This window comes from Micrococcus sp. (assembly GCF_034179925.1).
Classification (GTDB): Bacteria; Actinomycetota; Actinomycetes; order Actinomycetales; family Micrococcaceae; genus Micrococcus.
In genome coordinates, this window is record NZ_JAXFPG010000003.1 from 15,319 (window position 1) to 39,949 (window position 24,631).

At 73.4% G+C, this 24,631-nt stretch carries 25 protein-coding genes and 1 tRNA gene; 18 read left to right on the forward strand and 8 right to left on the reverse strand.

Translation table 11 applies throughout. From position 1 onward, the window contains the following. From trmD to SPI96_RS00210, 11 genes are all read left to right on the forward strand, one after another. Complete coding sequence (gene trmD / locus SPI96_RS00160) at positions 1-711, forward strand: tRNA (guanosine(37)-N1)-methyltransferase TrmD (RefSeq protein ID WP_321080343.1); 711 nt, start codon at positions 1-3, stop codon at positions 709-711. A 181-nt stretch (positions 712-892) separates the two neighbouring features. Next, positions 893-1,246: a 50S ribosomal protein L19 gene (gene rplS / locus SPI96_RS00165; protein WP_321080344.1), complete on the forward strand. Its 354-nt coding sequence runs from the start codon at positions 893-895 to the stop codon at positions 1,244-1,246. Between the two features lie 39 nt (positions 1,247-1,285). Continuing rightward, complete coding sequence (gene lepB, locus SPI96_RS00170; RefSeq protein ID WP_321080345.1) at positions 1,286-2,008, forward strand: signal peptidase I; 723 nt, start codon at positions 1,286-1,288, stop codon at positions 2,006-2,008. Further along, the gene (gene lepB, locus SPI96_RS00175; protein WP_321080346.1) at positions 1,995-2,693 is read left to right on the forward strand and encodes a signal peptidase I; all 699 of its coding nucleotides are present in this window, start codon (positions 1,995-1,997) and stop codon (positions 2,691-2,693) included. Before lepB (SPI96_RS00170) ends, lepB (SPI96_RS00175) begins: the two co-directional genes overlap by 14 nt. Then, on the forward strand, positions 2,690-3,499 hold the full coding sequence (locus SPI96_RS00180) for a ribonuclease HII (RefSeq protein ID WP_321080347.1): 810 nt from the start codon (positions 2,690-2,692) through the stop codon (positions 3,497-3,499). Before lepB (SPI96_RS00175) ends, SPI96_RS00180 begins: the two co-directional genes overlap by 4 nt. Positions 3,500-3,603: 104 nt before the next feature. After that, positions 3,604-3,933: a DUF2469 domain-containing protein gene (locus SPI96_RS00185; protein WP_321080348.1), complete on the forward strand. Its 330-nt coding sequence runs from the start codon at positions 3,604-3,606 to the stop codon at positions 3,931-3,933. 107 nt (positions 3,934-4,040) lie between these two features. Continuing rightward, positions 4,041-4,472, forward strand: coding sequence for a YraN family protein (locus SPI96_RS00190; protein WP_321080349.1), 432 nt, complete (start codon positions 4,041-4,043; stop codon positions 4,470-4,472). After that, positions 4,469-6,043: a YifB family Mg chelatase-like AAA ATPase gene (locus tag SPI96_RS00195; protein ID WP_321080350.1), complete on the forward strand. Its 1,575-nt coding sequence runs from the start codon at positions 4,469-4,471 to the stop codon at positions 6,041-6,043. The genes SPI96_RS00190 and SPI96_RS00195 overlap by 4 nt, the downstream gene beginning before the upstream one ends. Continuing rightward, complete coding sequence (gene dprA / locus SPI96_RS00200) at positions 6,040-7,356, forward strand: DNA-processing protein DprA (RefSeq protein ID WP_321080351.1); 1,317 nt, start codon at positions 6,040-6,042, stop codon at positions 7,354-7,356. Before SPI96_RS00195 ends, dprA begins: the two co-directional genes overlap by 4 nt. Positions 7,357-7,471: 115 nt before the next feature. Then, positions 7,472-8,479, forward strand: a complete 1,008-nt coding sequence (locus SPI96_RS00205) for a tyrosine recombinase XerC (RefSeq protein ID WP_321080352.1) — start codon at positions 7,472-7,474, stop codon at positions 8,477-8,479. Between the two features lie 175 nt (positions 8,480-8,654). Then, positions 8,655-9,158 carry a DUF3145 domain-containing protein gene (locus SPI96_RS00210; RefSeq protein ID WP_321080353.1) on the forward strand — a complete coding sequence of 168 codons (504 nt, stop codon included), beginning with the start codon at positions 8,655-8,657 and terminating at the stop codon, positions 9,156-9,158. Positions 9,159-9,300: 142 nt separating this feature from the next. Here SPI96_RS00210 and fabF read toward each other — a convergent pair whose 3' ends face one another. The 6 genes from fabF to aceE all read right to left on the reverse strand — a co-directional run bounded on the left by fabF (position 9,301) and on the right by aceE (position 17,221). After that, complete coding sequence (gene fabF / locus SPI96_RS00215; RefSeq protein ID WP_321080354.1) at positions 9,301-10,545, reverse strand: beta-ketoacyl-ACP synthase II; 1,245 nt, start codon at positions 10,543-10,545, stop codon at positions 9,301-9,303. 144 nt (positions 10,546-10,689) lie between these two features. Further along, positions 10,690-10,935, reverse strand: a complete 246-nt coding sequence (locus SPI96_RS00220; RefSeq protein ID WP_321080355.1) for an acyl carrier protein — start codon at positions 10,933-10,935, stop codon at positions 10,690-10,692. A gap of 68 nt (positions 10,936-11,003) precedes the next feature. After that, on the reverse strand, positions 11,004-12,056 hold the full coding sequence (locus tag SPI96_RS00225) for a beta-ketoacyl-ACP synthase III (RefSeq protein ID WP_321080356.1): 1,053 nt from the start codon (positions 12,054-12,056) through the stop codon (positions 11,004-11,006). A 33-nt stretch (positions 12,057-12,089) separates the two neighbouring features. Next, positions 12,090-13,013 carry an ACP S-malonyltransferase gene (locus SPI96_RS00230; protein ID WP_321080357.1) on the reverse strand — a complete coding sequence of 308 codons (924 nt, stop codon included), beginning with the start codon at positions 13,011-13,013 and terminating at the stop codon, positions 12,090-12,092. A gap of 128 nt (positions 13,014-13,141) precedes the next feature. Beyond that, complete coding sequence (locus tag SPI96_RS00235) at positions 13,142-14,332, reverse strand: helix-turn-helix domain-containing protein (RefSeq protein WP_321080358.1); 1,191 nt, start codon at positions 14,330-14,332, stop codon at positions 13,142-13,144. Between the two features lie 132 nt (positions 14,333-14,464). Further along, positions 14,465-17,221 carry a pyruvate dehydrogenase (acetyl-transferring), homodimeric type gene (gene aceE / locus SPI96_RS00240; protein WP_321080359.1) on the reverse strand — a complete coding sequence of 919 codons (2,757 nt, stop codon included), beginning with the start codon at positions 17,219-17,221 and terminating at the stop codon, positions 14,465-14,467. A 257-nt stretch (positions 17,222-17,478) separates the two neighbouring features. Here aceE and SPI96_RS00245 point away from each other — a divergent pair, with 257 nt between their 5' ends. From SPI96_RS00245 to SPI96_RS00255, 3 genes are all read left to right on the forward strand, one after another. After that, positions 17,479-17,907 carry a DUF3052 domain-containing protein gene (locus tag SPI96_RS00245; RefSeq protein WP_321080360.1) on the forward strand — a complete coding sequence of 143 codons (429 nt, stop codon included), beginning with the start codon at positions 17,479-17,481 and terminating at the stop codon, positions 17,905-17,907. A 49-nt stretch (positions 17,908-17,956) separates the two neighbouring features. After that, positions 17,957-18,030: transfer RNA gene (locus SPI96_RS00250), tRNA-Val, on the forward strand. A gap of 100 nt (positions 18,031-18,130) precedes the next feature. After that, entirely contained in the window at positions 18,131-18,775 is a 645-nt protein-coding gene (locus SPI96_RS00255; protein WP_321080361.1) for a GDSL-type esterase/lipase family protein, read from the forward strand. A gap of 38 nt (positions 18,776-18,813) precedes the next feature. On the opposite strand, the gene SPI96_RS00260 is transcribed toward SPI96_RS00255, so the two are convergent. Then, positions 18,814-19,905 carry a C40 family peptidase gene (locus tag SPI96_RS00260; protein ID WP_321080362.1) on the reverse strand — a complete coding sequence of 364 codons (1,092 nt, stop codon included), beginning with the start codon at positions 19,903-19,905 and terminating at the stop codon, positions 18,814-18,816. A 156-nt stretch (positions 19,906-20,061) separates the two neighbouring features. On the opposite strand from SPI96_RS00260, the gene SPI96_RS00265 reads away from it, so the two are divergent. From SPI96_RS00265 to gndA, 4 genes are all read left to right on the forward strand, one after another. Continuing rightward, positions 20,062-20,838 (forward strand): AzlC family ABC transporter permease, encoded by a 777-nt coding sequence (locus SPI96_RS00265; protein ID WP_321080363.1) that lies wholly within the window; start codon positions 20,062-20,064, stop codon positions 20,836-20,838. Then, entirely contained in the window at positions 20,835-21,188 is a 354-nt protein-coding gene (locus SPI96_RS00270; protein ID WP_321080364.1) for an AzlD domain-containing protein, read from the forward strand. Before SPI96_RS00265 ends, SPI96_RS00270 begins: the two co-directional genes overlap by 4 nt. A 161-nt stretch (positions 21,189-21,349) precedes the next feature. Beyond that, complete coding sequence (gene ppk2, locus SPI96_RS00275; protein WP_321080365.1) at positions 21,350-22,264, forward strand: polyphosphate kinase 2; 915 nt, start codon at positions 21,350-21,352, stop codon at positions 22,262-22,264. A gap of 94 nt (positions 22,265-22,358) precedes the next feature. Continuing rightward, on the forward strand, positions 22,359-23,936 hold the full coding sequence (gndA, locus tag SPI96_RS00280; protein WP_321080366.1) for an NADP-dependent phosphogluconate dehydrogenase: 1,578 nt from the start codon (positions 22,359-22,361) through the stop codon (positions 23,934-23,936). Between the two features lie 104 nt (positions 23,937-24,040). On the opposite strand, the gene epsC is transcribed toward gndA, so the two are convergent. Then, positions 24,041-24,628, reverse strand: a complete 588-nt coding sequence (gene epsC, locus SPI96_RS00285; protein ID WP_321080367.1) for a serine O-acetyltransferase EpsC — start codon at positions 24,626-24,628, stop codon at positions 24,041-24,043. Positions 24,629-24,631: the final 3 nt, after the last annotated feature.

Sequence of the window (24,631 nt, forward strand, 5' to 3'; positions counted from 1 at the left end):
GTGCGCTTCGACGTGGTGACGATCTTCCCCGAGTACCTGTCCGTGCTGGACGTCTCCCTGCTGGGCCGTGCTCGGCGCGAGGGCCTCGTGGACGTCCACGTGCACGACCTGCGCGAGCACACCTCGGACCGCCACCGCACGGTGGACGACACCCCCTACGGCGGCGGCGCCGGGATGGTGATGAAGCCCGAGCCGTGGGCCCTGGCCCTGGAGGAAGTGGCCGCGGCCACCCCGCTGGCCCCGCCGGCCCGCCCCGTGCTCATGGTCCCCACTCCCTCCGGCACCCCCTTCACGCAGGCCACGGCCCGCGAGCTGGCCGGCGCGGGGCACGTGGTGTTCGCGTGCGGTCGCTACGAGGGCATCGACGAGCGCGTGTTCGGCTGGGCCGAGGAGCTCTACGACGTGCGCCTGTTCTCCCTCGGGGACTACGTGCTCAACGGCGGGGAGGTGGCCGCGCTGGCGGTCATCGAGGCCGTCGGACGCCTGGTGCCGGGCGTGGTGGGCAACCCCGCCTCCCTCGTGGAGGAGTCCCATGAGGACGGGCTGCTCGAGTACCCCGTGTACACCAAGCCCGCGCAGTGGCGTGGCCGCGAGGTGCCCGAGGTGCTGCTCTCCGGCGACCACGGCCGGATCGCCGCCTGGCGGCGGGCCCAGCAGGAGGAGCGGACTCAGGAGCGCCGCCCCGACCTGTGGGCCCGGCATATGGCATAATCGTTCCTCGTGTCCGCCGGACGCCCGACCTGCCACAGGGGGCGGACGTCGACGGCAGGACCCCGGGCCCCGCACAGGCGGACGGCCCGGCCCACCGCTTCGGGGACGGGTCACGGCATCGGCCGACCCCCACCCCGCCGATCACGCGGATGACCTGTGGCGTCCGCCAGGAGATCAGAGCATGCACATCCTCGATTCCTTCGACAAGGCCACCCTGCGCACCGACATCCCGGAGTTCGCCCCCGGCGACACCGTGAAGGTGCACGTGAACATCGTCGAGGGCAAGACCGCCCGCGTCCAGGTGTTCCAGGGCTACGTCGTCGGCCGCCAGGGCGACGGCGTCCGCGAGACCTTCCGCGTCCGCAAGGTGTCCTTCGGCGTGGGCGTGGAGCGCATCTTCCCGGTGCACTCCCCGGTGATCGACAAGATCGAGGTCGTCACCAAGGGTGACGTCCGCCGCGCGAAGCTGTACTACATGCGCGACCGCCACGGCAAGGCCGCCCGCATCCGCGAGAAGCGCGCCGACGCCAAGTGATCCTCACGGGCCGCCCCGTCGCGGCCCGCTGACGTCGCCATGCACGCCTCGGAGCCCCGTGACCCCCGTCGGTCGCGGGGCTCCGTCGCGCCCGGGCCCCGGCGCTGGTGGGCGGCGGCCGGGCTGACCGTGGCGGCCGCCGTCGTCGCCGCCGCGCTGCTGCGCGTGCTCACCGGGCCCGTCTACCTGATCCCCTCCGGCTCCATGGAGCCCACCCTGCTGCCCGGGGACCGCGTGCATGTGGACACCTCCGCCGCCGGTGGGGCGGGCCTGGCCCGCGGGGACGTCGTGGTGGTGGACGGTTCCGGCTCGCTGGCCCCCTACCGCCCCCGCAGCGAGCTGACCGCCGCCCTCGAGGACGTCGCCGCCTCCTGGGGGCTGGGCGGGCGCGAGGACGTGTTCGTCAAGCGGGTCCTCGCCCTGCCTGGGGACACCCTGGCCTGCTGCGCCGACGACGGCCGGCTCCTGCTGGACGGCCGCCCCCTGGACGAGCCCTGGCTGGGGCGGGCGGTCACCGCTGCAGCCCCGGCCTCCGCCGGCCGCTGGGAGTTCGCGGTGCCCGAGGGTCGGATGGTCCTGCTGGGGGACAACCGGGCCGCGTCCCGGGACTCACGGGACCTGCTCGGCGCTCCCGGGGGAGGGCTCGTGCCGGTGGACTCCGTGCTCGGGAGCGTGGACGCCGTCGTCTGGCCCCTGGACCGGCGCGGCCCGGTCCCGGCCGGTGCCGCCGACACCGCAGGAGAGGCCCATGCAGGACGCTGACGTGAGGGTCACAGGCACGGACGCCGGTGGCGTACAGGGTGCCGGCACCCCCCGCCGGCGGCGCCGGCCGTGGCGTGCGGTGCTTGTGGCGGCCCTGACCACCCTGGCCGTGCTCGCCCTGCTGCAGGCGTTCGTGGTGCGGATGTTCCTGGTGCCCTCGGCCTCGATGGAGCCCACGCTCGAGCCCGGCGACCGGATCGCCGTGAGCCTGCTGCCCCCCGCCCCGGGGGGCCTGCACCGCGGCGACGTGGTGGTCTTCACAGACACCAAGGGCTGGCTCACCGGCGACGACGCCCGCTGGGCGGACCCGCTGCGGGTGGCAGCGTCCCTCGTGGGCGCCGACCAGGGCCGGCGGCACGTGGTCAAGCGTGTGGTGGGCCTTCCAGGGGACACGGTGCGCTGGCAGCCGGGCTGGGAGCACCTGCAGGTCAACGGGGCCGACCTGGACGAGCCCTACCTCGCGAATGGTCTGGCCGGTGAGGGGCCCGGCTTCGATGTGACCGTCCCGGAGGGGCGGCTGTGGGTGTTGGGCGATCACCGGGCCGTCTCGCAGGACTCCCGCCAGCACCGCGAGGGCCCCGGCGGCGGCTTCGTGGCTGAGGAAGACGTGCTCGGGCGCGCGGTGGCCGTCGTGTGGCCCCTCGACCGTGTGGGCCTCCTCACCGCTGATGGAGCGGCATCATGACGCCGGCCCGCACCACGCGGGCACGGGCCGCCGCAGGTCGCGCCGGCACCGTGCGCACCGGAACCGTGCGCACCGGAACCGCCCGGCCGGCCCCGCCCCGGCCGGGCCTCGACCTCGAACGCTCGCTTGCCGAGGCCCGCGCGCCCGGGGAGCAGGACGTGTTCGTGGCCGGCATGGACGAGGTGGGCCGGGGCGCGCTGGCCGGGCCCGTCGTCGTCGGGGTGGCGGCCGCCCGCCTGCCCGCCGAGGGCGAGATCCCGCCGGTGCGGGACTCCAAGGCGCTCTCCGACGCGCGGCGCCGCGCCCTGGTGCCGCAGATCCATGCCTGGGCCGCGGCCGCGTGCATCGGTGAGGCCACCGCCGCCGAGGTGGACCGCTGGGGGGTGACGGCGGCGCTCGCGTTGGCCGGCCGCCGCGCCTGGGAGCAGTTGTGCTCCCTCCTGCCCCGGGAGCCGGTGGCGCTCGTGCTGGACGGCTCGGACGACTGGACCCGTCATGCCCGCCGCGGCGGGGCGGTGGCCGAGGGCCCGGGGCCGGTGCCGCCGGTACCCACCATGGTGGTCAAGGCCGAGGACCGCTGCGCCACGGTGGCGGCGGCCTCGATTGTGGCCAAGGTCCACCGCGACGACCTGATGATCGCCCTGCACGCGCAGCACCCCGCCTACGGCTGGGACCGGAACAAGGGCTACGGGGCGGCGGTGCACCGCGAGGCCATCGCCCGGGTGGGCCCCTCCCCGCACCACCGCCTCTCGTGGAATCTGGGGGTGCCCGCCGCCCCCGTGCAGACCCCCACCCTGTTCGGCTGAGCGGGGTCGCCCATTCGACTCCTCGGGGCCGGAGGGGCAGGATGGACCGGGCCGGTGCCGCACGCACCGGGCAGAGCAGACCGATGCGGACAGGAGGACCGGGCATGAGCGCGGACGACGTCGAGGACTTCGAGGCCGAGGCGGAGCTGCTGCTGTACCGGGAGTACCGCGACGTGGTCGGGCTCTTCCGCTACGTGGTGGAGACCGAGCGGCGCTTCTACCTGGCCAACGAGGTCACCCTGACCCCGCACCAGACCGACGGGGAGGTGTTCTTCGAACTGGTCCTCGAGGACGCCTGGGTGTGGGATGTGTACCGCACTGCCCGGTTCATCCGGCGCGTCCGGGTGCTCACGTTCAAGGACGTGAACATCGAGGAGCTGCCCCAGGACGACCTCCAGGTGCCCCAGGACGGGGAGCTCGAGCGCGGGCGCTGAGTCCGTCGCCGTCCACTCCTGCACAGGCCTCCGCCCCCTCACAGTCGGGTCCCGGCCCGACGGCCCCGGCCCCCGGTGGGCCAGTCTGGGCCCAGGAGGTGGTCGCCATGACCGGCACCAGACAGATGGACACAGCTCCGGCAGGACGCCGGGGCGGCAGCCGGGCGCACACCGCGCTCGGCCGCTACGGGGAGGACGTCGCCGCACGCTGGCTCCAGGCCCGCGGGCACGAGGTGGTGGCCCGCAACTGGCGGGGGCCTGCCGGGGAACTGGACCTGGTGACCCGCCACGCCGGCTGGTGGGTGGCCGTGGAGGTGAAGACCCGCTCCGGCACCGGGTTCGGGGATCCGCTCGAGGCCGTGACCCCGGCCAAACTGCGCCGGCTACACCGGCTCATGGCCGCCTGGATGCACGAGCACGCCTCCCCGATCGGGCTCGGCGTCCGCGCCCGGGACCCGTGGCGGGTGGACGCCGTCGCCGTGCTCGTGCCCCGCGGTGGGGGAGTGCGGGTGGACCACGTGCAGGACGTGCGGCCGTGAGCGGCATCGGACGCACCCGCTCGGTGTCCCTGGCCGGTCTGCGCGGGGAGGTCGTGGACGTCGAGGCGGACATCGCCCAGTCCCTGCCCGGGTTCACCCTCCTGGGCCTGCCGGACGCCGCCCTGCAGGAGAGCCGGGACCGCATCCGCTCGGCCGCCCGCAACGCCGGCCTGCCCCTGACACGCCGCCACCTCACGGTGAACCTGCTGCCGGCGGGCCTGCACAAGCGCGGCGCCGCCCACGATCTGGCCATCGTCCTGGCCGCCTACGCCGCCGACGGCAAGGTGCGCGGGGTGGACCGGCCGGTGTTCCTGGCCGGGCTGGGCCTGGATGGAGCCCTGCACCGGGCCCCCGAGACTGTCGCCATGGTGATGGCCGCCGTGGACGCCGGGCTGCCCGAGGTGGTCGTCGCCGCAGCCGCCGTGCCGGACGCACGGCTGGTCCCCGGGGCACAGGTGCGCGGGTTCACCCACCTGTACGAGGTGATCCGCGCCTTCGGCGGTGAGCCCGAGGGCCCGCCGCCGGCACCTCCGGCGACCCCGCGGGCGGGTGCCCGGGCCGCTGAGCCCGCCGCCCGGACGGTGCCGGACCTCGCCGACGTCGCCGGCCAGGCCGAGGCCCGGTTCGCCCTGGAGGTCGCCGCCGCCGGAGGCCACCACCTGCTGCTGAGCGGACCTCCCGGGGCGGGCAAGACGATGCTCGCCGAACGGCTCCCGGGGATCCTGCCGCCCATGGACGACCGCACCGCCCTGGAGACCGCCGCCCTGCGCTCGCTGCGGGCCCTCGGGGTCGAGCACCGCGGCCTGGACCGCACCCCGCCCTTCGAGGCACCCCACCACTCGGCGTCCATGACGGCCCTCGTGGGCGGCGGCACCGGGCTCGCCCGCCCCGGGGCGGTGTCCCTCGCCCACGGCGGCGTGCTCTTCCTGGACGAGGCCCCCGAGTTCGACCGCCGTTCCCTGGAGGCCCTGCGCCAGCCCCTGGAGTCGGGGGAGGTGGTCCTGCACCGGGGCCACGGCGCGGTCACCTACCCGGCCCGCTTCCAGCTCGTGCTCGCCGCCAACCCCTGCCCCTGCGGACTTGGCGGCGGCACCGGAAGCCGCTGCCGGTGCACCTCGTTGCAGCGCCGCCGTTACGCCGAACGCCTCTCCGGGCCCCTGCTGGACCGCGTGGACATGCAGGTGACCGTCCGGCCGGTCGAGGCCCGTCACCTCACCGGAGCGGTGGCCGCCGAGGACTCGGCGCGCGTGGCCGCCCGGGTGGCCGCCGCCGTCGCCCGCCAGGACGCCCGGTGGGCCGAGGCCCGGCAGGCCGGACTCGTGGGGGAGCAGGTCCGGCGCAACGCCCACGCCCCGGCCCCCGCCCTGCGGCGTGGCCCGGCCGAGGTGCCGCCCGCGGCCCGGCGCCCCGCCGACCTCGCCGTGGACCACGCCGAGCTCAGCGCCCGCGGGCACGCCCGGGTGCTCCGCCTGGCCTGGACCCTCGCGGACCTGCGCGGGGCCGAACGCCCCGAGGCCGACGACGTCGACGCCGCCCTGGCCCTGCGGCGCCGCCAAGAGGAGGAATCATGAGCAACACCACCGGACCCGGCCCCGTGCCCCCCGAGGGTGCCTGCGACTCCCCGCCGGAGGGGGCCCACTTGGCCTCCGCCCGGCCCGACGGGCCCCGCCTGGCACGGGCGGCTCTCACCCGGCTCGTGGAACCTGGCGACGACCTCGCCGTCGGCACCGTCGCCGCCCTCGGCCCTGAACGGGCCCTGGCCGTGCTCACCGGCGCCGACCGCCTCCAGCCCGCCGAGCAGGACCTGCTCGCCGACACCCTCGGATCCGCCCCGGCCATCGCCCGCCGCTGGCACGCCGGACTGGCCCGCTGGGCGCCCCGAGCCGCGCAGCTGCACCCCGAACGGGACCTCGTGTCCCTGCACCGGCTCGGCGGGGGGCTGCTGATTCCCGAGGACGAGGCCTGGCCCACCGGCCTCGACGATCTCGGCCCCGCCGCCCCGTTGGGCCTCTGGTTCCGCGGCACCGGGGCTCTGCCCACCACGGCGAGGGCGCTCGCGGTGGTGGGCAGTCGGGAGGCCACCGCCTACGGCCGCACGGTGACCGCCGCCGTCGCCGAGGCCGCCGTGCACGCCGGGGTATGCGTGGTCTCCGGTGGTGCCTACGGGATCGATGGGGCCGCCCACCGTGCCGCGCTGAGGGCCGGGGCACAGACGGGCACGTCGCCGGTGCCCACCGTGGCGGTGCTCGCCGGCGGCCTGGACCGGCTCTACCCGGCCGGGCACGAGGAACTGCTGCGGGAGGTGATGGCCCACGGCCTGCTGGTCTCGGAGATGCCGCCGGGAGCCAGCCCCACCCGGCACCGATTCCTGCACCGGAACCGGGTGATCGCGGCCCTGTGCGGGGCGGTCGTGGTGGTGGAGGCACGGTGGCGTTCCGGGGCCCAGAACACCGCCGGGCACGCCCTCGGGCTCGGCCGGGAGCTGGGGGTGGTCCCCGGGCCGATCACCTCGGCCTCCTCCGCCGGCTGCCACCGTCTGCTGCAGGAGACCCCCGCCCGGCTGCTGACCGACCCCGCCCAGGCACTGGCCCTGCTGCCGGCTCCGGCCCAGGGCTCGGACCGGGCGGCGGGGACGGCAACCTCCGCCCCCGCACCGGAGCCTGCGGCCGAGGAGACCGACAGTCGGGCCCGGGCCGTGGACGGGCTGAGCATGGAGGAGCTGTTGGTGCACGAGGCCCTGCCGCTGCGGCAGGCCACCACCGTGGACCGGCTCACCGTGAGTGCCGGACTGGCCCCGCCCAGCGTGCTCGCCGCCCTCACCCGGCTGCAGCGGCGTGGGTTGGCCGAACGCATCGACGATCGCTGGCGCCGGGCGCGGGCCTGACCTTGGCTTGACTCGGGTCCGGCCCAGGTCCGGGTCGGGAGGGCCCGGACTGCCTTGGAGAGCTGAGCCGGGAGTGCCTGTCTGGGCCGGGCACCGAGGGTGGCAGAGTGGGGCCATGGCCTCCTCCGAACAGCCGACCGTGGGCCGGCCCACCCCGCACGCCTCGCTGCGGGACGAAGCCTGGCTCGAGCAGTTCGCCGTCCACCTGACCCACGAGCGCAACCGCAGCCCCCAGACCGTCAGGGCGTACGTGACCGACCTGCGGGCCCTGGCTGCCCACCTGTCCGCCTCAGCGGTGCCGCAGGGCGGGTCCGTGACGGCCCGGGACGCCTTCGCTGAACTCGACGTCGAGGACCTGCGCTCCTGGCTGGCCCGCATGCGCTCCGGCGGACTCTCCCGGGCCACGCTCGCGCGCAGGGTCGCCGCAGCCCGGACCTTCTTCGCCTGGGCCCACCGGGAGGGCCTGCGCCCGGAGGACCCCTCCCTGCGCCTGCGCGGGCCCGCCCCAGATGCCACCCTGCCCGCCGTTCTCCACCGCGGGCAGGCCGAACGGCTGCTGGACTGGGCTGAGGAGCGGGTGCAGGAGCGCCGCCGGGCCGAGGACCTGCCCGGTGCCGCCGCAGCCGCCCGCGACGTCGCCGTCCTCGAACTCCTCTACGCCACGGGGGCGAGGGTCGCCGAGATCGCCGCCCTGGACGTGGACGACGTCGACCTCGCCCGCCGCACGGCACGCCTGACCGGCAAGGGAGACCGGCAGCGCACCGTGCCCTTCGGCGCCCCCGCCGCCGAGGCCGTGGACCGGTGGGTGCGCGTGGCCCGGCCGCTGCTGGCCCGCCCGGACAGCGGGCCCGCCCTGTTCCTCGGGGTCAGGGGCGGCCGGATCGGGGTGCGCCAGCTGCGCGAGGTCGTGGACCGCGGCCTGCAGGCCCTCGGGGACACCGCCGCCAGCGGACCGCATGCCCTGCGCCACACCTCGGCCACCCATCTGCTCGACGGCGGCGCGGACCTGCGCAGCGTCCAGGAGCTGCTCGGCCACGCCTCCCTGCGGACCACTCAGGTGTACACCCATGTGTCCATCGACCGTCTGCGCGAGGGCTACCGGCAGGCCCACCCCCGGGCCTGACCTCCGGGCCCTTTCCCGCGCCCGCCGGCACCTGCGGCGGATCGGGAGGACGCCCACGGCGTGTCGCAGCCGCGCATCGTTGCCCCCGGCGTCCTGCTCGGCCAGACTGGGACCGACCCCTCGGGCACGGCGCGGTCGTAGGGGAAGACGCACCGCATCGCCTCCGGAGGTCCGCATGTCCACCACGCTCACGCGCGGCACGGTCCACATCCTGTCCGCGCCGACCGCGCTGTGCCCCCACGTCGAGTGGGCGCTGGGCTCCGTGCTCGGCCTCGACACCCCCGTGGAGTGGCAGCGCCAGTCGGCCGCGCCCGGCGAACACCGCACGGAGCTGCGCTGGACCGCCCCGCAGGGCACCGGTGCTCGCCTGGCCTCCGCCCTCCGGGGTTGGCCGCGGCTGCGGTTCGAGATCACCGAGGAGCCCTCCGCCGGAGCCGACGGCTCACGCTGGTCGCACACCCCGGACCTGGGCATCTTCCACGCCACCACGGACGTCTCCGGGAACATCATGGTCTCCGAGGACCGGATCCGCCACGCCTACGAGGCCGGACGCGGTGACCCCAGCGTCGTGTTCCACGAGCTCTCCCTCGCCCTGGGGGAGGCCTGGGACGAAGAGCTCGAGCCGTTCCGCCTGGCCGCGGCCGGGGCCCCCATCCGCTGGCTTCACCGGGCGGGCTGACCCTCCCACAGCCTCACCGGGCCCCCCGCCCGCGCTTGCCACCCCGGCCCCCGGAACGACGCCGGGCGGCCGCCCGTGCCCTCGAGGGGCCGGCCGACCGCCCGGTGCGGCGGAGTGCGGAGGCGCTCAGACGCCCGTGAAATCAGACGCCCTTGAAGACCGCCACCGCGTTGTGGCCGCCGAAGCCGAAGGAGTTCTTCAGCGCCACGCGCCGGTCGGCAGGCAGCTCGGCGGGGGCGCCGGTGACCACGTTGAGCGGGATCTGCGGGTCCTGGTGGTCCAGGTTGATGGTCACGGGGGTGCGGCCGTGGTGCACGGCGAGCACGGAGAGCACGGACTCGATCGCCCCGGAGGCCCCGAGCAGGTGACCGGTCTGGGACTTCGTGGCGGAGACCAGGACGTCGTCGAGGTGGTCACCGAACACGGAGCGCATGGCCAGGTACTCGGGGGCGTCACCCTTGGGGGTGGAGGTGGCGTGGGCGTTCACGTGGGCCACATCCCCGGGCTCGAGGCCGGCGTCGGCGAGGGCGCGGCGCATCGCCCGGGTGGCGCCCAGGCCCTCCGGCTCGGGGGCGGTGATGTGGTGGGAGTCAGCGGTCACGCCGGTGCCGGCGAGCTCGGCGTACACGCGGGCCCCTCGGGCCGCGGCGTGCTCGGCGGACTCGACCACGAGCACGCCGGCGCCCTCACCGAGCACGAAGCCGTCGCGGTCGACGTCGTAGGGGCGGGAAGCGGCCTGGGGGTCGTCGTTGCGCTTGGACAGCGCCTGCATGGCGGCGAACGCGGCCATCGGCAGCGGGTGCACCGCGGCCTCGGCCCCGCCGCAAAGCACGACGTCGGCCTGGCCGGAGCGGATGAGCATGAGCGCCATGTCGAGGGCCTCGGTGCCGGCCGCACAGGCGGAGACCACGGTGCGGGCCCCGGCGCGGGCACCGTACTCGAGGGACAGGGCGCCGGCGGCACCATTGGGCATGAGCATGGGCACGGTCATGGGCAGCACACGGCGCGGGCCGCGTTCGCGCAGGGTGTCCCAGCCGTCCAGGAGGGTCCACACGCCGCCGATACCGGTGCCGAAGGCCACGGCCAGGCGGTCGTGGTCGAGCTCGGCCTCGTCCAGGCCGGCGTCCTTCCAGGCCTCACGGGCGGCCACCGTGGCCATCTGGGTGGAGGGGTCCTGGCGCTTGGTCTCAACCTTGGTGAGCACCTCGGCGGTGGGAACCGTGAGCTCGGCGGCGAAGGTCACGGGGATCTCGTAGCGCTCCACCCAGTCGTGCTCGAGGGTGGCTGCGCCGGAGACGCCCTTCTGGGCGTTGGCCCAGAAGGTGGGGACGTCGCCGCCGATCGGCGTGGTGACGCCGAGTCCGGTGATCACTGCGGTGCGGGTCATGGGGGGCCTCGTGGTGGTGCTCGGGCCTCGCGGGCGCGGGGCGACGTGGGGTGAGGTGAGTCAGTGGGGCAGGCCGGGGGCGCGTGGTACGCGCCCCAGGCCGTCCGTGGGGTCGCCGCCGGCGTGGGCGGCGACGTCGGCCGGTCAGGCCTGGGCGTCGTGGATGAAGTCGACGGCGTCCTGGACGGTCTTGAGGTTCTTGACCTCCTCGTCCGGGATCTTCACGCCGAACTGCTCCTCGGCGTTCACCACGATGGTCATCATGGAGATCGAGTCGATGTCCAGGTCGTCGGTGAAGGACTTCTCGGGCTGGACCTCAGAGGTCTCCAGGCCAGTCTCCTCGTTCACGATGCCGGCGAGGCCGGTCAGGATCTCTTCCTTGGAAGCCATGGGGGCGTCTCCTTCTCTCGATGGGGGTGTACGGACGTACGAGGCCAGTGAACCAGACGGGCGGCGCCTCAGGGGAGGCGCACCACCTGGGCGCCGTAGACCAGACCGGCGCCGAAGCCGATCTGCAGCGCCAGGCCGCCGGAGAGCTCGGGGCTCTCCTGGAGCAGCCGGTGCATGGCGAGGGGGATCGAGGCAGCGGACGTGTTGCCCGCCTCCGCGATGTCCCGGGCCACCACCACGGTGTCCGGGAGCTTCAACTGCTTGGCGAACTCGTCGATGATCCGCATGTTCGCCTGGTGGGGGATGAACGCGGCGAGGTCCTCGGCACGCACCCCGGCCTTCTCGAGGGCCTGCCGGGCCACCTTGGCCATGGACCACACAGCCCAGCGGAACACGGAGGGGCCGTCCTGGCGCAAGGTGGGCCAGAGCATCTCCTCGGCGCCGGTGATCGCGGAGGCGTCGCCGGTGGTGCGGGCGTGCTCGATCAGGTCGCGCAGTGCGAGCTGGGAGCGGGTCATGGAGATGGTCTCCCAGCGCTCGCCGTCGGAGCCCCACACGGAGGGGGAGATGCCCGGCTCGTCGGAGGCGGAGACGATCACGGCGCCGGCGCCGTCGCCCAGCAGGAAGGAGATGGACCGGTCGGTGGGGTCGATCACGTCGGAGAGGCGTTCCACACCCACCACGAGCACGTGCTCGGCCATGCCGGAGCGCACGAGGGCGTCCGCCTGGGCCACGCCGTAGCAGTAGCCGGCGCAGGCGGCGGAGACGTCATAGGCGGGGGCGGGGGTGGCACCGATCTCGTGGGCCAGGGCGGCTGCGGCCGAGGGGGTGGCGTGCGGGAAGGACACGGTGGACACGATCACCGCGCCCAGGTCAGCCCCGGTCAGCCCGGCACGTTCGAGGGCGTCGCGGGCGGCGCCGGCGGCCATCACGAGGACGGTCTCCTCAGCGGTTGCGCGCTGGCGGGTGACGATGCCGGTGCGCTGGCGGATCCACTCGTCGGAGGAGTCGATCGGGCCGATGATCTCCTCATTCGGCACGATACGGGAGGGACGGTAGGCGCCCACGGCGGAGATCCGGCTGGCTGCGGGGCGGTCGAGCTGGTTCAGGGTGACGGTCATGAGCTCTTCTCTCAACGGTGGAGACCGGTGGTGTCAGGCGGTGTGCTCGGCCATGAAGGCGCGGGCGGCGTCGAGGTCCTCCGGTCCCTTGACGGCGAGCACGGCGGTGCCCCGGAGCCCGCGCTTGGCGAGCCCGGTCAGCGTACCCCCGGGCAGCAGCTCGAGGACGCCCGTGACGCCGCGGTCGGCGAGAGCCTGCATGCACAGGTCCCAGCGGACGGGGCGGGTGACCTGGTCCACGATCCGGCTCAGGGCCTCGGCGCCGGTGGACACGGTCTGGCCGTCCCGGTTGGAGAGCAGGGGCAGACGGGGGTCTGCGGGGGTGAGATCAGCCACGTGCGCGGTGAGGGCGTCGACGGCCGGGCGCATGTGCTCGGTGTGGAAGGCGCCGGCCACCTTGAGGGGGATCACGCGGGCGCGCGCGGGAGGCTCGGCAGCCAGGGCCTGCAGGGCCTCGCGGGAGCCGGCGGCCACGATCTGCCCGGCACCGTTGACGTTGGCGGGGGTGAGTCCGGCGGCCTCGATCGCGGCCAGCACCTCCTCCTGGTCCCCTCCCACGACGGCGGCCATGCCGGTGGGTGTCAGGCCCGCCGCCTCGGCCATGCCCGCGGCGCGCACCCTCACCAGGGCCATGGCCTGCTCCGGGGTCAGGACGCCGGCCAGGGCGGCCGCGGTGATCTCGCCGACTGAGTGGCCAGCCAGGACGGTGGTCTCGGGGGTGAGCCCGTCGAGGCCGAGTGCGGTGGCCGAGAGGATCCCGCAGGCGACGATCAGGGGCTGGGCGACGGCGGTGTCGGTGATGGTCTGCTGGTCGGAGACGGTGCCGTGCTGCTCCAGGTCCGTGCCGGCGGCGGCGGAGAGGCTGGCGAGCAGCTCGCGGGCGCCCTCCGTCTCGAGCCAGGGAGTGAGCAGGCCGGGGGTCTGGGAGCCCTGTCCGGGGCACACGATCGCAAGCATGTCCACCATCGTTCCAGGCGCGGGGCCGTGCCGTGCCCGGCGACGGGGACCAAGGCCCCGGACCGACCTTGTGGGGTTCCTACAATCTGCGTCCACCTGGTGGCGGAGCGGGCGGGTGGGTGGCCAGCTCAGCCGGGGGTGCGGGCCGCGGACAGCCGGCCCAGGGCCACAGCGGTCTGCAGCACGTAGGCCTCGCGCGGCTGCAGGGGATCCCAGCCGGTGATCTCCGCGACACGCCGCAGCCGGTAGCGCACCGTATTGGCGTGGATGAACAGCTCGCGGGCGGTGCCCTCGAGGGAGTGGCCGCGGCAGCAGAAGGCGTCGACGGTCTCCAGCAGGGCGGTCCCGGCCTCCGCCAACGGGGTGTAGACGTCCTCCACGAGGGCTTCGCGGGCGGAGGGATCCCCGGCCAGGGCCCGCTCGGGCAGCAGGTCGGCTGAGGGGGTGGGGCGGGCTGCGCGTGGGTGGGCCGGGGCCGCGCTGAGGGCGGCCAGGGCGTGCCGGGCGGAGACGTGTGCGTCCACGAGGGACTCGACCACGGGCCCGACGATCACCGGCCCCTCGCCGAACCACGGGGTCAGGGCCTCGGCGACGCCGCTCGGGTCGGTGACCGAGCCGGCCACGAGCACGAGTCGTTCGGCCTGCACGCCGACGAGCAGGTCGCACTCGAGCCGAGCGGCGGCCCGGCGCAGACCGCGCACGAAGCCGGGGCCGTCCTCGCCAGGGGCAGCCCCGGCCATCACGACCACCCCGTGGTCGCCTCGCCAGCCCAGGGCGGTGGCGCGGTGGCGGATCTCGTCGGCGTCGTGGCCGCGCAGCACGGCGTCGAGCAGCACGGCCTCGAGGCGGGAGTCCATGGCGCCGCGGATCTCGGCGGCGCGGGCGTAGACGTCGGCGAGGGCGAATGCGATCTCACGGGAGTAGTGCAGGATGTGCTCGCGCAGGCTGTTCTGGTCACGGTCGGGCACGAGGTCCGGCACGGTGGACTCCACCACGTCCACCATGGTGCGGATCAGCTGCAGGGCCCGCTGCAGGGAGATGGCTCGGGTGAGTTCGGTGGGGGACTGGCCGAACACGTCGCGCAGCACATGGCCGGTGGTTGTGGTGGGCCGTTCGAAGGAGGCCACGAAGCCCTGGAGGGCCCGCTGGGCGACGAGGCCGAGGGCGCTGCGCTCGTCCGGGGTGAGCTGGCGGTACCAGGGCAGGGTCGCGTCCAGCCGTTGCAGCACGGCGGTGTTCACCGCCCCGAGGTGGCTGCGCAGCCGTGCGTGGGCCTCGGGGCTCAGCGGTCGGGGCGCAGCGGTGCGGGGGTCGGCCATGCAGTGCATCCTAGAGGGCATGTCGGTGCGCGCCGTCGTCGTGGTGGGTTGCCACGTGGTGGTCCCGCAGACGACGGCGGCCGGCCGCCTCCCGAAGGAGACGGCCGGCCGCTGTGGGGTGCGGGACGCTGATCAGGCGTCGCCGCCGGCGCTGCCGGTGGAACCGGCGTTCACGTCGTCAAGGCGGTACTTCTTGAAGGCCTTGGCGGCGGTGCCCTTCTCCACGGAGCCGTCCTGCTCCAGCAGCTGGAGGGCGCGGACGACCATCGACTCGGTGTCGATGTGGAAGTGGCGACGGGCGGCGGCGCGAGTGTCCGAGAAGCCGAACTCGTCGGCGCCCAGCACGGCGAAGCGGTGAGGCTCCGGCACGAACGGACGGATCTGGTTGGCCCACGACGTGGAGAAGTCGGAGGTCGCCACGATCGGACCCTCGGCATCGCTCAGCACCTGAGTGATGTAGGGGGTGCGGGCCGGGGCGGACGGATCCGCCAGGGCCTCCTTCTCGGCCGCGATGGCGTCGCGGTAGAGCTCGTTGTAGGAGGGCACGGACCACACGTCGGCGGACACGCCCCACTCCTCGGCGAGCTTCTTCTGGGCGTTGATGGCCCAGGGCAGGCCCGCGCCGGAGCCGAAGAGCTGGACCTTCGGGCCAGAGCCCTCGCCCTTCGAGAGGCGGTAGATGCCCTTGAGCAGACCGTCGACGTCCAGGTCCTCCGGCTCGTCGAGGTGGTTGATCGGCTCGTTGTAGACCGTCAGGTAGTAGATGACGTTGCGGCGGTCATCGCCGTCCTGGTGGTCGCCGTACATGTCCTCGAGGCCGGCACGCACGATGTGGGCGATCTCGTAGGAGAAGGCCGGGTCGTAGTGCTTCACCGCGGGGTTGGTGGCGGCGATGAGCGGCGAGTGGCCGTCCATGTGCTGGGTGCCCTCACCGGCCAGCGTGGTGCGGCCGGCGGTGGCGCCGATCATGAAGCCGCGCGCGAGCTGGTCGGCGGCGGCCCAGATGTTGTCGGCGGTCCGCTGGAACCCGAACATCGAGTAGAAGATGTAGAACGGGATCATCGGCTCGCCGTGCGTGGCGTACGCGGTGGCAAGGGCGTTGAAGGCCGCGCTGGCGCCGCCCTCGTTGATGCCCACGTGGTAGATCTTGCCCTGCGGGGACTCCTTGTAGGACAGGAACAGGTCCCGGTCCACGGGGAGGTAGTTCTGGCCCTTGGGGTTGTAGATCTTCGCCGTCGGGAAGAACGAGTCCATACCGAAGGTGCGGGCCTCGTCCGGGATGATCGGCACGATGCGCGAACCCATGTTCTTGTCCCGCATCAGGTCCTTGAACAGGCGGACGAACGCCATGGTCGTGGCGGCCTTCTGCTTGCCCGAACCCTTGCGGGCCTGCTTGTAGGAGGACTCCGGGGGCAGCGGGATGCCGTGCGGCTTGTCACGACGCTCGGGCAGGAAGCCGCCCAGCTCGCGACGACGCTCCATCATGTACTTGATCTCCGGAGCGTCCTTGCCGGGGTGGTAGAACGGGATCTCGTACGGGTTCTTCTCGATCTGCTCGTCCGTCACGGGGATCCGGTGACGGTCGCGGAACGTCTTGAGGTCGTCCACGGTGAGCTTCTTCATCTGGTGGGTCGCGTTGCGGCCCTCGAAGGACTTGCCGAGGCCGTAGCCCTTGATGGTGTGCGCCAGGATGACGGTGGGCTGGCCCTTGTGCTCCATGGCGGCCTTGTAGGCGGCGTAGACCTTCTTGTAGTCGTGGCCACCGCGCTTGAGACCCCAGATCTCGTCGTCGGTCATGTCCGCGACGAGCTCCTTGGTCACCGAGGACCGGCCGAAGAAGTGCTCGCGCACGAAGGCGCCGGACTCGGCCTTGTAGGTCTGGAAGTCGCCGTCGAGGGTCTCGTTCATGATGCGAACGAGCTCGCCCTCGTCGTCGGCGGCGAGCAGCGGATCCCACTCGCGGCCCCACAGGACCTTGATGACGTTCCAGCCGGCACCGCGGAAGTACGCCTCGAGCTCCTGGACGATCTTGCCGTTGCCGCGCACCGGGCCGTCGAGGCGCTGCAGGTTGCAGTTCACCACGAAGGTCAGGTTGTCGAGCTTGTCGTTGGCCGCGACGTGCAGCTGGCCGCGCGACTCCGGCTCGTCCATCTCGCCGTCGCCGAGGAACGCCCACACGTGCTGGTCGGACGTGTCCTTGATGCCGTTGTTGTGCAGGTAGCGGTTGGTCTGCGCCTGGAAGATGGCGTTCATCGGGCCCAGGCCCATGGACACCGTCGGGAACTGCCAGAAGTCCGGCATCATGCGCGGGTGCGGGTACGAGGAGAGGGCGTGGCCCTTCTTGGACTTCTCCTGGCGGAAGCCGTCCAGGTCCTCCTCGGAGAGGCGGCCCTCGAGGAAGGCGCGCGCGTAGTTGCCCGGGGCGGAGTGGCCCTGGAAGAAGATCTGGTCGCCGCCGCCGGGGTGGTCCTGGCCACGGAAGAAGTGGTTGAAGCCCACCTCGTAGAGGGTCGCCTGGCCGGCGTAGGACGAGATGTGGCCACCCACGCCGATGCCCTGACGCTGGGCGCGCTGCACCATGGCCATGGCGTTCCAGCGCATGTAGCTGCGGTAGCGGCGCTCCATCTCCTCGTCGCCCGGGTACTCGGGCTCCTGGTCGGCCGGGATGGTGTTCACGTAGTCGGTGGTCGTCACGTGCGGCAGAGCGACGGACTTCGCGCCGGCGCGCTGCATCAGGGTGCGCATGACGTACTGCGCACGCTCGGTGCCGCGATCCTCGACGAGTCCGTCGAAGGACTCGACCCACTCAGCGGTCTCCTGCGGGTCCTTGTCGGGGAGCTGGCTGGTCAGGCCGCTCTGGATCTGGGAGCTCTCTTCAGCAGCGCTCACGGTGCCTCCTAGGGTCAGTGCGGAGGGTTGCTCCGCGATGTGCTGCGGCGCCCGGAGCGCTCCGGCACGCCGCTGCGCGCCGAGCGGGTGCCGCCCAGTCGCGCGTCGTGCACCAGCCTAGCGGCCTCGGGGCCCTCGTGGAGGTCATGAGGTCATGATGTCCTGAGCGCCACCACGTAGGGTGGCGCGTATCACCACTCGGTGTCGGTGTGGACCCCGTCGGCACCCGAGGCAGGACCACAGGGAGGACGGACGACATGGAGCAGGCGCGGCAGCCGGGCCCGGAGCACCGGGAGCTGCTGGAGGAGTTGGGCCTGGAACCGGGGGCCCTGGTGCAGGAGTGGGGCGAGGACGACGACGTCGACCACACCCTGCGGGGCGACCTCGCCGCGGCGCTCGGCGAGGAACTGCTCGCCGAGGAAGACCAGGAGCCCGCAGATGCCGTGCTGGCCTGGTGGCGCCACGAGGACGGCGACGCCACGGACCTGGCGGACCTGCTGGTGGACGTCCAGCGCTCGCTCGACGGCGGCCCGGTGTGGCTGCTGACCCCGCGCACCGGCCGCGCCGGGCACGTCCGGCCGGCGGATGTGGAGGAGGCCGCCGTCACCGCCGGGCTCACCGTGACCACCCGGGCCGGGGTGTCTGAGGACTGGTCCGCCGTGCGCCTGGTCTCGCGAGGCGGCTGAGCCGGGCCTACCGGTAGGGTGGCATGTGAGGCGGTCTCCGCCTCGGCACGGACCCATAGCTCAGTCGGCTAGAGCATCTCGTTTACACCGAGAGGGTCGGGGGTTCGAGTCCCTCTGGGTCCACCGCCCCGAAGGGCCCGGAATCGTGGAGATTCCGGGCCCTTCGGCGTGATCAGGAGCTGGGCGTGGAAGAGGGGCGACGAGGGCCATGAGGGTGAGGAGCATGTCGAGGCGGGGCAAGGCCGTCTTGGCCGTGTCCCTGTTGTTGGCCGTGCTCGCGCTGATCGGGGGTGTGTGGCTGGTGTCGCAGGTCGGTGCGCGGTCACTGGCGGAGCAGATGGGCGTGGTGGAGCCTCGCCGCCCGGCGTACGAGGTGTATGCGGGCGAACAGTTCGACGGTCTCCCCGGTGCGGACACCGTGGTGATCGGGGACTCGCACGCCGAGTACGGGCCGTGGTCCGAACTCCTGGACGAGCCCGTGGCGGTGCGAGGCCAGGCAGGCGCGACGACAGCGGAGGTCACCGGATGGGCAGGTGACGTCCCCGGCAGCACGGGGCGCACGCTCGTGCTCGTCGGCTCGAACGACGTCCTCCAGGGCCGGAGCCCCGATACCCTGCGCGTTGACGCGGAGACCCTGTACCGGTCCCTGCCTGGCCATGTGGTCGCCGTGGGGGTGCCTCCGCTGGTCGGTCTGGAGCGTGAGGCGGCGGAGGCGAACGAGGCCCTGCGCGAGGCCGCCACGGCGGCGGGTGCCCAGTGGGTGAACCCTACCGTCGCCCTGTCCGGCCCCGGTCTGGTGCGCCAGGACGGCGTGCACCTGACCGGGCACGGGTATGAGGTACTCGCGGACCTGCTCAGCAATCCTTGAGCCTCCGGGCCCTTCGGTGGGTTCAGGGTGGGCCTCGATCAGGCGGCCGCGTACTGCGGACGCACGGCGCCGGCGTAGTCGCCGCGCGCATTGACGGCAGCGAACGGGGCGATCTCCACCGCGGCCCCCACCGTGGGAGCGTGGATGACCATCCCGGCACCGAGGTGCAGGGCGACATGCCGGATGGTGGAGCCGCCGGGCACATGCGACCAGAACACGAGATCACCGGCACGCAGGGACCCCGCGGAGATGCGGGGCAGCCCCGAGGCATAGAACTGGGGGCCGGAGTCTCGCGGGAGCATCACAGCGTGGGAGCGGAACACCGTGTGGGTGAATCCGGAGCAGTCGAAGCCATAGGGGCTGGTGCCTCCCCACAGGGAGGGGACGCCGAGGAAGCGCTTGGCGGTGGCGATTACGCGTGCGGCGGTGGGCGGCGTCGTCGGCAGGTAGGAGAAGTCGCGACGGCGCAGCCACCCCACCCCCACCCCGGGGACCCAGACCCGGCCACGGACGATGTCGTAGGCCTGGATCGGCAGACGCGTGGAGAACGGCAGGTGGGCGCGCACCCGCGTGAGGCCCGCATCGGCGTAGAGCGGGGCGCTGGGGCGGACCACCTGGACCGGGCGACGGGTGGTCTGCGCGGCCATGTAGGTGGTGTCCCTCACGAGCTGGGCGGTCGGCACCCAGCTGGTCTGACGGCGCGAGGGCGTCAGCGCCGGCTGATCTGCGAAGCTCACCAGCGCCCATGCCCCGGAGATGCGCCGGACGATCACCCGTGAGCCCATCCAAGCCTGGGTGTCCACCCGCCCGACCAGCCAGGCCTGCTGGGCGTAGGACATGCGGGAGACCCACGCCTGCGGGGACGGTGCGGCACCCGTCACCGGATCGTCCACGCCCGGGCGGGCCAGCCCCGGCTGAAGCCAGGCCGTGGTCAGACTGGAACGCACCACCGCCGGCTGCCCTGCCACCGCCGGCTGCCCTGCCACCAGCGGCAGGGCGGCCGCAGCGGCCCCGGGCGCCCCGGCGAGTGCAGTGGCACTGGCGGCGCCCAGCGCGCTCAGCCCCAGGAGGGTGTGGCGCCGAGAGAGAGAGCTGGCGGGCGAGGCGTCGGACGGCAGGGCTGCGGGCACGGCGGGACTCATTCCTGGACGGGGTGGGCGGGCAGGGCCTGGCCGGGAAGACGCGGCGGGGCGTGGAGCATTATTCACTAGGCAGGGCATCCACCGAGTGAGACGGCGGCGGCGCACACTAAACGCGGGCCCGCCCTGTGGCACGCTGGCCCCACCATGAGCACTCCGGCCCCACCCCCGCACCCCTCACCGTCCGCCCCGGAGCCTGCCGCGACCCTCCGCGCCGAAATCGCCGAGGGCATCCGCCTCTCCGGCCCGGCCGGCCTCGGCCTGTTCCCGTTGGGACTGGCCTTCGGCATGCTCGTCCTTCAGGCTGGCCTGCCCGGCTGGGCAGCCCCGCTGCTGTCCTCAGTGGTGTTCGCCGGCTCCGTGGAGCTGCTGCTCATCGGCCTGATCACCGCCGGCCTGCCCCTGGTGTCCATCGCGGTGACGGTGCTGCTGGTGAACTTCCGGCACGTCTTCTACGCGTTCTCCTTCCCCCTGCACGTGGTGCGCCACCCCCTGGCCCGCATCTACTCGATGGGTGCCCTCATCGACGAGGCCTACGCGATCGCCGCCGCCCACCCGCAGGGCTGGACCGCGCCCCGCCTGCTGGCCATGCAGGCCAGCCTGCAGGCGTACTGGGTGCTCGGAGGTGTGGCCGGCGTCGTGCTCGCCGGGCTGCTCCCCGCCCCCGTCGAGGGGCTCGAGTTCGCCCTCACCGCCCTGTTCATCGTGCTGGCCCTGGACGCGGCACGCTCCCGCCGGCAGGTGCCGCTCGTGCTCGCGGCGGCCGCCTCGGTGGGTGTGGGGCTGTTCATCGCCCCCTCCGCCGTGCTGGTGACGGCCTTCGTCTGCTATCTCGTGGTGCTCGTGGCCGCCCACCTGGCCCTGGGGCGGGGCGAGCACGGTCCTCGCCCCGCCGTCGAGACCAGCCCGGAGGTGGGGCCGTGAACGCCGTCGAGCCTGGGTACATCGTGGCGGTGGCCGTCGTCGCCGGCCTCGTCACCTTCACCCTGCGCGCCCTGCCCTTCGCCCTCCTGCGCCCCCTGCGCGAATCCGCCCTCGTCGGTCGGCTCGCCGTGTGGATGCCCGCCGGTGTGCTCACCGTCCTCGCCCTCGTGATGTTCTTGGACTCGGCCTCCCTGGCCCCCGGCAGCACCGTGAACGCGCATCGGCTGGTCTGCGCGGCGCTCGCGGCCGCGGTGACCGTGGCGGTCCACCTGCTGTGCGGGCGCCGGACGCTGCTGTCCATCGGGGCCGGCACCTTCGCCTACATCCTGCTGCTGTCCTGGCTGGGCTGACCGGCCCCGGCCGGCCTCGTTCTTCACCCGCTGTTCACCTGCGACGGCACCCCGACCCCCCGTACCGCGTCGGCGGGACGACCATAATGGAGGGTGAGAACGCGGACGTGCCGTCGGCCACCGACACCGCCGCGCCGACCCCGTCAGTGAAGGAGAACGCCATGGAGCTGCTGCAGCCCGACGCCCCCCGAGAGAACCTGCGCGAGTTCATCGACAAGCTCCGCGACGGCGGCTACACCGTCACGGACGGTCACACCAACGACCCCGACCTGATCGACCCCAAGGGCCGGGCCGTGGAGACGTGGAAGGAGGACTACCCCTACGAGAGGCGCCTGTCCCGTGAGGAGTACGAGCTCGAGAAGTACCGCCTGCAGATCGAGCTGCTCAAGCTGCAGTACTGGGGCGAGGACACCGGCCAGCGCCACATCATCGTGTTCGAGGGGCGCGACGCCGCGGGCAAGGGCGGCACCATCAAGCGCTTCACCGAGCACCTGAACCCGCGCACCGCCCGCACGGTGGCGCTGAACAAGCCCACCGAGCGCGAGATGGGCCAGTGGTACTTCCAGCGCTACATCCAGCATTTCCCCACGGCCGGGGAGATCGTGCTGTTCGACCGCTCCTGGTACAACCGCTCCGGTGTGGAGCGGGTGATGGGCTTCTCCACGGACGAGCAGTACCAGCGCTTCATGCGTCAGGTGCCGCTGTTCGAGAAGATGCTCGTGGACGACGGCATCCACCTGACCAAGTTCTGGTTCTCCGTGACCCAGACCGAGCAGCGCACCCGCTTCGCCATCCGGCAGATCGACCCCGTGCGCCAGTGGAAGCTCTCCCCGATGGACCTCGAGTCCCTGGACCGCTGGGAGGCCTACACCGAGGCCAAGGAGGCCATGTTCCTGCACACGGACACCGACCACGCCCCGTGGATCTCCATCCGCTCCAACGACAAGAAGCGCGCCCGCCTGAACGCCATGCGCTACTTCCTGTCCCAGTTCGAGTACGAGGGCAAGGACCATGAGGTCGTCGGCACCCCGGACCCGTTGATCGTCCGCCGTGGCCGGGACGCCGTCGGGGACTGAACGGCCCCGCGCCTCCGGCGAGATTAGGCTGGACGCCAGGCAGAGCGCCGCGACCCTGCGGCGAGACCAGAGTGCAACGAGGAGACGCCCACCCATGACCGAGACCACCCCCGCCGCGGCCCCCCAGGACCGGAAGGCCGACATCGGCGTCACCGGCCTGGCGGTGATGGGCGCCAACCTCGCCCGCAACTTCGCGCGCAACGGCTACACCGTGGCCCTGCACAACCGCAGCCGGGCCCGCACCGACCAGCTGGTGGCCGAGCACGGGGACGAGGGTGCGTTCATCGCCACCGAGACCCTCGCCGAGCTGGTGGACTCCCTGGCCGTGCCGCGCCGGGTGCTGATCATGGTCAAGGCCGGTGCCCCTGTGGACGCCGTGATCGACCAGCTCGTCCCGCTCCTGGACGAGGGCGACATCGTGATCGACGCCGGCAACTCCCACTACGAGGACACCCGCCGGCGCGAGGCGGCCCTGGCCGAGAAAGGCCTGCACTTCGTGGGGGTGGGCGTCTCCGGCGGTGAGGAGGGCGCGCTCAACGGCCCGGCCATCATGCCCGGCGGCCCCGAGGCCTCCTACGCTGCGCTCGGCCCGATGCTCGAGCGCATCTCCGCCCACTATGAGGGCGAGCCGTGCTGCGCCTGGATCGGCACCGACGGCGCCGGCCACTACGTGAAGATGGTGCACAACGGCATCGAGTACGCGGACATGCAGGTGATCGGCGAGGCCTTCGACCTGCTGCGTCGGGTCGGCGGGATCGAGCCGGCCGAGCAGGCCGAGATCTTCAGCGCCTGGAACCGCACGGACCTGGCCTCCTACCTGATCGAGATCACCGCCGAGGTGCTGCGCCAGCAGGACACCGCCACCGGTGGCCCGCTCGTGGACGTGATCGTGGACGAGGCCGGGCAGAAGGGCACCGGTCGGTGGACGGCCATCTCCGGCCTGGACGTCGGATCCCCGGTCGCGGCCATCGCCGAGTCCGTGTTCGCCCGCTCCCTCTCTTCCCAGACCGCCGTGCGCGAGCAGGCCCGCCAGAGCCTCGCCGCCGGCGTGCAGGACGCCCCGACCCTCTCCGCCGAGGAGCGCGAGGCGTTCGTGGAGGACGTCCGGCAGGCCCTGTTCGCCTCCAAGCTCGTGGCCTACGCGCAGGGGCTGGACATGCTCTCCGCGGCGGCGCAGGAGTACGGCTGGTCCCTGGACCTGGGCACGATCGCCTCCCTGTGGCGCTCCGGCTGCATCATCCGCGCGGACCTGCTGGACGTGATCATGAAGGCCTTCGGCGGCCGCGACGTCACCCGCCACCCCGCCCCGGGCACACGCGCCGAGGGGCAGCCGATCAACCTGCTCTTCGCCCCCGAGTTCGCCCAGGCGATCGGCCAGGCGCTGCCGGCCTGGCGCCGGGTGGTCTCGGCCGCCGTCGCCGCCGGGGTGCCTGTGCCGGTGTTCTCCTCGGCCCTGGCCTACTACGACGGCCTGCGCGCCGACCGCCTCCCGGCCGCCCTCATCCAGGGCCAGCGGGACTTCTTCGGGGCCCACACCTACCGCCGCACGGACCGCGACGGCGCATTCCACATCCTGTGGTCCGGGGACCGCACCGAGGTGGACGGTGACGGCGCGCCCGTCGTCATGCCGCAGCCGGCCGAGGGCGACCCCACCGAGCGCACCGTACGCTGAGCCCGTCTCCCCACGGGGGCGGTGCAGACGCCGTCACAGCGTCCGCACCGCCCCCGTGGTGTCTGTGCTCACGTAGCGTCTGTGCTCACGTCGAGGCGGCGCCCTCAGATCCAGAGGGCCGGGTCCACGTACTCCGCCGGGTCCACGAGCGGCTTGTTCTCCTGCTCGGAGTGGCGCAGCCGGTAGGTGGCGGGGATGCCCGTGGCGATCGCATTCGCGGGCGTGTCCTTCACCACCACGGCGTTCGCGCCCACGGCCGTGCCCTCGCCGATCTCCACCGGGCCGAGGATCTTCGCGCCGGCCCCTACCACCACGCCGTCGCGCAGGGTGGGGTGGCGCTTGGTCTTCTCCAACGAGCGTCCGCCGAGCGTCACCCCGTGGTAGAGCATGACGTCGTCGCCGATCTCCGCGGTCTCGCCGATCACCACGCCCATGCCGTGGTCGATGAAGAAGCGGCGGCCGATGGTCGCCCCCGGGTGGATCTCCACGCCCGTCATGGCGCGGGCCACCTGCGAGAGCACACGGGCCGGTGTGCGCAGCCGGTCGTGTCGCCACATCCGGTGCGCCACCCGGTGGGCCCACACGGCGTGCAGGCCCGAGTAGACCAGCGCCACCTCGACGGAGCCGCGGGCGGCAGGGTCGTGCGTGCGGACGGTGGAGATGTCTTCCTGCAGGCGGGAGAGGAAACCCACGGG

Bases quoted from the DNA above. Each gene is read 5' to 3' on its own strand.
- SPI96_RS00230 (WP_321080357.1), bottom strand. From the start codon at position 13,013: ATGCTTGCGATCGTGTGCCCCGGACAGGGCTCCCAGACCCCCGGCCTG.
- SPI96_RS00180 (WP_321080347.1), top strand. From the start codon at position 2,690: ATGACGCCGGCCCGCACCACGCGGGCACGGGCCGCCGCAGGTCGCGCC.
- SPI96_RS00185 (WP_321080348.1), top strand. From the start codon at position 3,604: ATGAGCGCGGACGACGTCGAGGACTTCGAGGCCGAGGCGGAGCTGCTG.
- SPI96_RS00220 (WP_321080355.1), bottom strand. From the start codon at position 10,935: ATGGCTTCCAAGGAAGAGATCCTGACCGGCCTCGCCGGCATCGTGAAC.
- fabF (WP_321080354.1), bottom strand. From the start codon at position 10,545: ATGACCCGCACCGCAGTGATCACCGGACTCGGCGTCACCACGCCGATC.
- lepB (WP_321080345.1), top strand. From the start codon at position 1,286: ATGCACGCCTCGGAGCCCCGTGACCCCCGTCGGTCGCGGGGCTCCGTC.
- SPI96_RS00205 (WP_321080352.1), top strand. From the start codon at position 7,472: ATGGCCTCCTCCGAACAGCCGACCGTGGGCCGGCCCACCCCGCACGCC.
- ppk2 (WP_321080365.1), top strand. From the start codon at position 21,350: ATGGAGCTGCTGCAGCCCGACGCCCCCCGAGAGAACCTGCGCGAGTTC.
- gndA (WP_321080366.1), top strand. From the start codon at position 22,359: ATGACCGAGACCACCCCCGCCGCGGCCCCCCAGGACCGGAAGGCCGAC.
- lepB (WP_321080346.1), top strand. From the start codon at position 1,995: ATGCAGGACGCTGACGTGAGGGTCACAGGCACGGACGCCGGTGGCGTA.
- dprA (WP_321080351.1), top strand. From the start codon at position 6,040: ATGAGCAACACCACCGGACCCGGCCCCGTGCCCCCCGAGGGTGCCTGC.
- SPI96_RS00190 (WP_321080349.1), top strand. From the start codon at position 4,041: ATGACCGGCACCAGACAGATGGACACAGCTCCGGCAGGACGCCGGGGC.
- SPI96_RS00255 (WP_321080361.1), top strand. From the start codon at position 18,131: ATGTCGAGGCGGGGCAAGGCCGTCTTGGCCGTGTCCCTGTTGTTGGCC.
- SPI96_RS00210 (WP_321080353.1), top strand. From the start codon at position 8,655: ATGTCCACCACGCTCACGCGCGGCACGGTCCACATCCTGTCCGCGCCG.
- SPI96_RS00225 (WP_321080356.1), bottom strand. From the start codon at position 12,056: ATGACCGTCACCCTGAACCAGCTCGACCGCCCCGCAGCCAGCCGGATC.
- SPI96_RS00265 (WP_321080363.1), top strand. From the start codon at position 20,062: ATGAGCACTCCGGCCCCACCCCCGCACCCCTCACCGTCCGCCCCGGAG.
- rplS (WP_321080344.1), top strand. From the start codon at position 893: ATGCACATCCTCGATTCCTTCGACAAGGCCACCCTGCGCACCGACATC.
- SPI96_RS00235 (WP_321080358.1), bottom strand. From the start codon at position 14,332: ATGGCCGACCCCCGCACCGCTGCGCCCCGACCGCTGAGCCCCGAGGCC.
- SPI96_RS00245 (WP_321080360.1), top strand. From the start codon at position 17,479: ATGGAGCAGGCGCGGCAGCCGGGCCCGGAGCACCGGGAGCTGCTGGAG.